Here is a 7,008-nt window from a genome sequence, read left to right on the forward strand (position 1 = left end):
CGGGATGCCCACCATCAAGGTCGTCGACATCACCCCCAGGGCGCTGAGCGGCGACACCAGCCTGGACAGCGAGCCCAACCTCGCCGTCAACCCCGAGAACCCGAACCAGCTGGTGGCGACCGCCTTCACGCCGGATCCGATGGGCGGGCCGCTCGCCCCGGTCTACGTCTCGGCGGACGGCGGCGACACCTGGGTGCTGCGCAGCGTCGTCCCCGGCAACGCCGACCCGGGCGGCACCGGCGACATCAGCGTCGGCTTCGCGCCGCAGGGCGGCACCCTGTACACCGGCATCCTCAACGGCGAGGACGGCGACCTCCAGGTCCTGCGGGCCGCGGACGTCACGTCGGACGCGCCGATGGAGGTCCTCGTCGACCGCGCCGCGGTCCACAATCCGGACCAGCCGTGGGTCGTCGCCGGCGGCACCGTCGTGAACGGCTCCGGCCGGGACGTGGTGTACGTCGGCAACAACGACGGCGACCACCAGCCGCACAGCGCCACGGTGGACGTCTCCGCCGACGCCCGGCACGGCCACGGCGCCTTCCGGTCCGTCCAGGTCGACCAGCGGGCCCACCGGGTGTTCGACGGCCCGCCGGTGCGGATCGCGCTGCACCCCGACGGCACGGTGTACACCGCGTTCGAGAGCTGGAGCGACTTCTCCGGGCTGGTCGTCACCTTCGACGTCGTGGTGACGCGCGACGACAAGGGCGCCCTGGTCGCGAGCCCGTTCCAGGACCTGCGGGACTCCGACGACGGCGTCGCCGGCCAGCGGGTGGCCGCCGGGCGGAGGGTGCGGTTCAACGTCAAGGCGGCGACGCTGGGGCAGGAACGCACCGGCGCCGACCTGTCGATCGCCGTCGACCCGACCGACTCCGGCACCGTCTGGATCGCCTGGTGCGACGGCACCGGCGGCACCGTGCCCACCGACTACGTCCTGCACGTGCGGCGCTCGACCGACCGGGGGCAGACCTGGGCCCCGGCGCGCGCGGACCTCGTCAACGCCAAGAACCCGGCGCTGGCGATCAACGCGGACGGGCTGGTCGGGCTGGTCTACCAGCAGCTGGCGCACGACCAGTGGACGACGGCGCTGGAGCTGACCGCCGACGGCGGTGCGACGGCCGAGGCCCACGTCCTGCACCAGGCCCCGGGCGACGTGCCGAAGGCCCCGCCCGGCGCCCTGCCCTACCTGGGCGACTACATCCGGATGGTCGCCGTCGGCCGGGACTTCTACGGGATCTTCGCGGGGAACAACACCCCCGACCGGGCCAACTTCCCGGTCGGCGTGACGTACCAGCGCAACGCCGACTTCACCACGCACCAGCTGCTGGACCTGGACGGCGTCAGCCGGGTGCCGCCCTCGCTGGACCCGTTCTTCTTCCACCGGGCCGCCTGATTCCACGCCCCCACCCGCACACGTCGGGTGCCCGCCACGACCGGTCGTGGCGGGCACCCTGCTGTCGGGCACGATGGTTCAGGCGGTGGCCAGGCAGAACTCCACGAGTCCCGCGTCCACGTCGAGGATGATGCGGCTCATCTCGGCCCACGGCGGGTGGAAGCTGGTGCCCCACTCGACGGTGAAGCCGAGCACCTTGCCCTGGTCGGGATCGTCGAAGTGGCGGGCGTAGACGTAGTCGTCACTGGTCCCGCTGGTCGGGTACAGGTGGAACCCGCTCATCGGCTTGTAGGTGCGGCCGCGCACGCCCTTGACGCCCTGGCAGAACCGTTCGGCGAGCAGGACGGCGCCGTCCTCGTCCGTCTTGGGGATGTACTCGGCGTACGCGACGTCGTTCGGCAGCCCGCGGAGGCCGTCGAACTGCGCGTTGCGGTAGTTCATCGCCGGGTCGACCGACTGGTTGTCGTCGTCGCCCCAGTTGTAGAGCATGTCCTCCGAGTAGCTGTGCACGTCGACGAACCACCTGGTCCGCGGGAACTGGTCCAGCAGCCAGCGGACGTTGCGGGTCTCCGGCTCCGAGAACGGCCTCGGGCCCTGGTAGACCTGCGGGTCGCACGGGTCGGTCGACACCTGCGGGTTCGCGGTCGGGGCGAAGGCGGTGCCGAAGTCGAACAGGAAGTCGTAGTTGCGGTTGAGGTCGACGCCCACGCAGTCCGGGTCCAGGCTGATGCCGGAGTTGGCCGGGTTGCGGTTCTTGCGCCACATCGGGTCGACCTTCTGGCTGTACCGCCGGCCGTCGGGGTTGACCAGTGGGAAGAGCACCAGGTCCAGCCGCCGGAGCAGGTCGTGGACCTCCGCGGCGGTGACGACGGTGGCGCCGTAGCCGAGGCCGGTGCCGTTGTGGTCGGCCTCCAGCAGGTCGGCGGCCAGGTGGACGAGGATCTCGCAGCTGCCCCACTCGCGGGCGTGGACGCCGCCGATCATCATCACGCAGGCCTTGGGGATCGGGGCGGGGCCGCCGATGTGCAGCGCGTGGGCGGTGCGGCCCTCGACGGAGTCCTCGGGCAGGGTGATCAGTTGGGTGGTGCCGGGGTAGGCGGTGGCCAGGCTGGCCAGGGCGGACTCGACCTCGGTGGTGTTCAGGTACGGCATGACGGTCCTCCCGGGTCAGCCGGCGAGCTTGGCGGCCAGGCCGCGCGGGACGGCGTCGGCCGGGGCGAAGCGGTCGCCCTCGCCGACCTCGGCCTGGGCGGCGCGCCCGGCCTCGCTGGCGTTGCCGATCCGGGTCACCGAGACGCCGTCGCGTTGCAGTGCGGCGACCCGGTCGTCCGGGACGTAGGCGTCGATGCTGACGCGCCCGTCGGCCTCGACGTACGGACGGCCGCCGACGTCGGGACGGGTCTCGCGCAGCAGCGTGCGCAGGGTGTCCGCGTCCTTGGCGGTGACGCGGAGCCTCAGGATGTCGGGTCGGGAGGGAGTGGAGGGTCCAGCGGACATGGCGACCTCTTCCGGGCGCCGTCGGGGGCGCTCCGCGCCGGTCACGCCTCGGCGATCGCGGATCGCGGTGTGGCGGCGGTGCCGTGCTGGTGAGCGGATATGTCCGACGTGTACCTCGTATCCTCAGGATGCGCCGCCGCCGTAGAACGCGTCAAGGGGGGCCGCCGGCAGGCCGTCCAGGAGGGCGTCCAGGCCGTTCAGCAGCTCTCCCGCGTCGTCGAAGTCGGCGAACCGGGGGACCAGTGCGCGCAGCCGCGGGTACTCGGCGGCCGGCAGCCGGTGCAGGCCGAGCCGCAGCACCGGATCCGGCTCCTCCGGGTTGTCGACCACCTGGCGCTTGTCCACCAGCAGACAGCCCAGGTTCCACGCGACGAACGCGCGGTAGACGGTCAGCGCGGTGGCGTCGTCGAAGCCGGCCCGCCCGAGCACCGCGAGGATGTGCTCGGTGAGCTGCAGCACCGACGCGGGCCGCCGGGCCACCGGGACGCTCAGCGGCCTGGTCGCCACCAGCGGCAGGATCTCCGGGTGCTCGTGCGCCACGGCGGCGAACGCCCCGGCGATGCGGCGCAGTTCGGCCCGCCAGGCGGGGCCGGGGGAGGGCCCGGCGGCGGGCGCGCGGACGGCGGTGGCGCGCAGCCGTTCGTTGAGCTCGGTGAAGTAGGCCTCGATCAGGCCGTCCAGCAGGGCCTCCTTGCCGGGGGTGTACCGGTAGAGGGCCATCGACTCCACGCCCAGCTCGGCCGCCAGCCGGCGCATGGTGAGCGCGGCCAGGCCCTCGCGGTCCACCAGCGCCACGGCCGCGGCCAGCACCAGCGGACGGCTCAGGCGTGCCCGCCGCTCGGGGCCGTCCTGCTCAACCATGTCCGCACTCCTCCGCGTCGGTGCCGACAACGTCGGGCCGCGCCCGGGGTCCGTCCGGCAGGTCAGGCGGATACACCACCAGGATACAAGCGAAGTTTCCACCGGTTCGGGGCGATGTGTCTCTCCGTGACGGCCCGCGGGTCCTCCGGGGGTGGTGCCGGATGCCGTCCGGGGGCGGCCCCGGCGCCTCGCCCGGGGGTCGGGCGAGGCGCGCTGCGGGGCGGTGCGGGGTGACGCGGGGTGATGCGGTGCGGTGTCGGTGCGGTGTCGGCGCGGTGCTCACCACGAGGCCGCGAGCAGCTGCACGGCCAGCGCGGCCACCAGCGCCGCCGAGCCCAGGGCGGTGCCCAGGCGCCCCCGGGCCCCGGTCAGCAGCCGGCCCAGCAGGGCGCCGCCGGAGGCCAGCAGCAGCTGCCAGCTGGCCGAGGCCGCGAAGGCCCCGGCGGTGAACACCGTCCGGGCGGCGGCGTCCGGGGCCGGGCCGCCGCCCAGCACCAGGGCGGTGAAGTAGAGCACCGTGAGCGGGTTCATCAGGGTGATCCCGAGCAGCGTCAGGAAGGCCCGGCCCGGCCCCGGCGGTGCCCCGGGAGCGTCGGCGGCGGATCCGGAGCGCCCGCGGTGGGCGCGCAGGGCGGTGCGGGCCGTCCGGGCCGCGAGCGCCAGCAGCACCAGCGCCGAGCCGACCCGCAGCGGCCGGGCCACCGGCTCGACGAGCGGGGCGAGGGCGCCGCCCCCGAACGCCGCCAGTACGGCGTAGATCCCGTCCGCCGCCGCCACGCCGAGCGCGGCGCAGACGCCGGTGCGCAGCGTCGTCCGGGCGGTCAGCGCCACCAGGTAGGCCCCGACGGCCCCCACCGGCACGGCGACGCCGTACCCGGCGAGCAGGCCCGCGACCAGGGCGGTGCTCACGCGTGCGCGCGGTCGGGCCTCCGGGGGCGGCCGGGCTGCTGCTGGACCGGGGCCGGACGGGCGGCGGCGGTCACGGGCAGCGGGCGGGCGGTGTGGTCGGTCATGCCGGGATGGTGGCGGTCGGGGCGGCGGCGCGGCAACCGGTTTTCCGACGGCCGCCGGCCGGTGTCCCGTACGGGCGAGTCGCGCACGCCCGCGGCCCGTGCGTCCGCGGCCCGCCCGGGTCGGCCGCTCCGCGGCATCGATCGGCGACGCACGATCTGGCATGCCCCTTTCAAATGAGGGGCTTTGCTGTCACGCTGCTGCTCCCGGTTCGCTCCTTCGAGAGGTTTCGATGAAAAGACTCCTGCGCACCCTCACCGGCGCCGCCCTGTTCCTCGCCGCCGGCACCACGGCCCTCGCCACCCCCAACGTGGCGAGTGCCGCTGACTGCACGCCCGCCCAGGTCGTGGCCAACGGCGGCTTCGAGTCCGGGACTTCGCCCTGGACGGCGCCGAGCGGCGCGATCACCAGCGGTGGCGGCCAGACCGCGCACTCCGGAAGTTCCTTCGCCTGGCTCGACGGGTACGGGTCCACCCACACCGAGACGCTGTCCCAGTCCGTCACCCTCCCCTCCGGGTGCGGCACCGCCTCGCTCGGCTTCTGGCTGCACGTCGACACGGCCGAGACGACCACCACCACGGCCTACGACAAACTGACCGTCAAGCTCGGCTCCACCACCCTGGCGACCTACTCGAACCTGGACGCCCAGAGCGGGTACGTGCACAAGACCGTCGACGTCTCCTCCTTCGCGGGAAAGACCGTCACCCTCGCCTTCACCGGCGCCGAGGACTCCAGCCTGCAGACCAGCTTCGTCCTGGACGACGTCACCCTCGACGTCTCCGGCGGTACCACGCCGCCGCAGCCCGGCGACCCGACCCGGACCCCGGCCGCGCCCGCCTACACGGTCGACCTCACCAGTGACGCCACCGGCGCCGGCTGGACCGGGCACGAGAGCGTCTCCTTCAGCAACGCCTCGGCCGCCCCGCTGAACGAGGTCTACCTGCGGCTGTGGGACAACTGGCACGGCAGCTGCCCGAGCACCCCGATCACCGTGAGCAACGTGACCGGCGGCACGGCCGCCCCGCTGTCGGTGAACTGCACCGCCCTGAAGATCACCCTGCCGGCCCCGCTCGCCCAGGGCCAGAGCGGCACGGTCGGCTTCGACCTGGGCATCACCGTGCCCAGCGGCGCGGACCGCTTCGGCCGCGACGGTGCCTTCAACTTCCTGGGCAACGCGCTGCCGGTGCTGGCCGTCCGGGACGCGGCCGGCTGGCACCTCGACCCGTACACCAACAACGGCGAGGCCTTCTACTCGCTGGCCTCCGACTTCACCGTCACGCTCGACCACCCGTCGAGCCTGCTGGTGCCCGCCACCGGCACCTCGGTGGACACCCCCGGCAGCTCCGGGCGGACCGTCACCAAGGCGACCGCGAGCAAGGTGCGCGACTTCGCCTGGGGCGCCGGGCCGTTCACCCGGATATCCGGCACCTCGTCGGCCGGGGTGAAGGTCAACATCTACTCGGTGGCGGGGATCAGCTCCTCCGACGCGCAGTCGATGCTCTCCACCGCCACCTCGGCGGTCGACGCGCACGCCCAGCGCTTCGGCGCCTACCCGTACGGCGAGTTGGACGCCGTGATCGACAACAACTTCTGGTTCGGGGGCATGGAGTACCCCGGCTTCGTCCTCGACCTGGTCAGCACCACCGCGCTCACCCACGAGATCGGCCACCAGTGGTTCTACGGCATCGTGGGCGACGACGAGTACAACAGCCCCTGGCTGGACGAGGCGTTCACCGACTACGCCACCGACCTCGCGCTCGGCAAGACCGGCTCCGGGTGCTGGAACAGCGTCTCCTGGGCCTCGTCGGCCGAGAAGATCACCAACTCGATGGCCTACTGGGACGCCAACTCCTCGCGCTACTCCACGGTGGTGTACGGCTACGGCAAGTGCGCCCTGCACGACCTGCGCCGCGCCATCGGGGACACCGCGATGGCCGGGCTGCTGAAGGGCTACGCGCAGTCGCACTGGTACGGGGTCTCCACGACGGCCGAGTTCAAGGCCGCCGCGCAGGCCGCCACGACCGTCGACCTGACCTCCTTCTGGACCCAGCACCGGATCGAGGGGTGACGACCTGCTGATCGTGTGACCTGAAGATCCGGTGATCCCGTGGTCGGGTGATCCGGAGGCGGGTGGTGGGGGGGGGGGCGCGGGGGGCCCCCCCCCCCCCCGGGGGCCGGGCCCGGGCCCCGGGCCGCCCCGGCGGGGGGCGGCGCGGGGGGGCCGCGCCCCCCCCCGCCATGTGGGTGGA

General features: G+C 73.6%; 6 protein-coding genes. 2 read left to right on the forward strand and 4 right to left on the reverse strand.

What is annotated here, in order from left to right; all coding sequences use genetic code 11:
- The first annotated feature begins 4 nt into the window (after positions 1-4).
- Positions 5-1,390, forward strand: coding sequence for a hypothetical protein (locus ACIA8Q_RS17175; protein WP_360222901.1), 1,386 nt, complete (start codon positions 5-7; stop codon positions 1,388-1,390).
- A 78-nt stretch (positions 1,391-1,468) separates the two neighbouring features.
- Here ACIA8Q_RS17175 and ACIA8Q_RS17180 read toward each other — a convergent pair whose 3' ends face one another.
- From ACIA8Q_RS17180 to ACIA8Q_RS17195, 4 genes are all read right to left on the reverse strand, one after another.
- Entirely contained in the window at positions 1,469-2,542 is a 1,074-nt protein-coding gene (locus ACIA8Q_RS17180; protein WP_360222904.1) for a M14 family metallopeptidase, read from the reverse strand.
- A 15-nt stretch (positions 2,543-2,557) separates the two neighbouring features.
- The gene (locus ACIA8Q_RS17185) at positions 2,558-2,887 is read right to left on the reverse strand and encodes a hypothetical protein (RefSeq protein ID WP_360222907.1); all 330 of its coding nucleotides are present in this window, start codon (positions 2,885-2,887) and stop codon (positions 2,558-2,560) included.
- Between the two features lie 123 nt (positions 2,888-3,010).
- Positions 3,011-3,748, reverse strand: a complete 738-nt coding sequence (locus ACIA8Q_RS17190; RefSeq protein WP_396317388.1) for a TetR/AcrR family transcriptional regulator — start codon at positions 3,746-3,748, stop codon at positions 3,011-3,013.
- A 279-nt stretch (positions 3,749-4,027) separates the two neighbouring features.
- Positions 4,028-4,657, reverse strand: coding sequence for a LysE family transporter (locus ACIA8Q_RS17195; RefSeq protein ID WP_396317389.1), 630 nt, complete (start codon positions 4,655-4,657; stop codon positions 4,028-4,030).
- Positions 4,658-4,991: 334 nt separating this feature from the next.
- On the opposite strand from ACIA8Q_RS17195, the gene ACIA8Q_RS17200 reads away from it, so the two are divergent.
- Positions 4,992-6,827 carry a M1 family aminopeptidase gene (locus ACIA8Q_RS17200; protein ID WP_360222916.1) on the forward strand — a complete coding sequence of 612 codons (1,836 nt, stop codon included), beginning with the start codon at positions 4,992-4,994 and terminating at the stop codon, positions 6,825-6,827.
- The last annotated feature ends 181 nt before the right edge of the window (positions 6,828-7,008 follow it).

Source organism: Kitasatospora sp. NPDC051705 (genome assembly GCF_044453265.1).
In the GTDB taxonomy this organism is placed as follows: Bacteria; Actinomycetota; Actinomycetes; order Streptomycetales; family Streptomycetaceae; genus Kitasatospora.

Excerpts from the sequence above, each read along its gene's own strand:
- ACIA8Q_RS17190 (WP_396317388.1), bottom strand. The coding sequence starts at position 3,748 with ATGGTTGAGCAGGACGGCCCCGAGCGGCGGGCACGCCTGAGCCGTCCG.
- ACIA8Q_RS17180 (WP_360222904.1), bottom strand. The coding sequence starts at position 2,542 with ATGCCGTACCTGAACACCACCGAGGTCGAGTCCGCCCTGGCCAGCCTG.
- ACIA8Q_RS17200 (WP_360222916.1), top strand. The coding sequence starts at position 4,992 with ATGAAAAGACTCCTGCGCACCCTCACCGGCGCCGCCCTGTTCCTCGCC.
- ACIA8Q_RS17175 (WP_360222901.1), top strand. The coding sequence starts at position 5 with ATGCCCACCATCAAGGTCGTCGACATCACCCCCAGGGCGCTGAGCGGC.
- ACIA8Q_RS17185 (WP_360222907.1), bottom strand. The coding sequence starts at position 2,887 with ATGTCCGCTGGACCCTCCACTCCCTCCCGACCCGACATCCTGAGGCTC.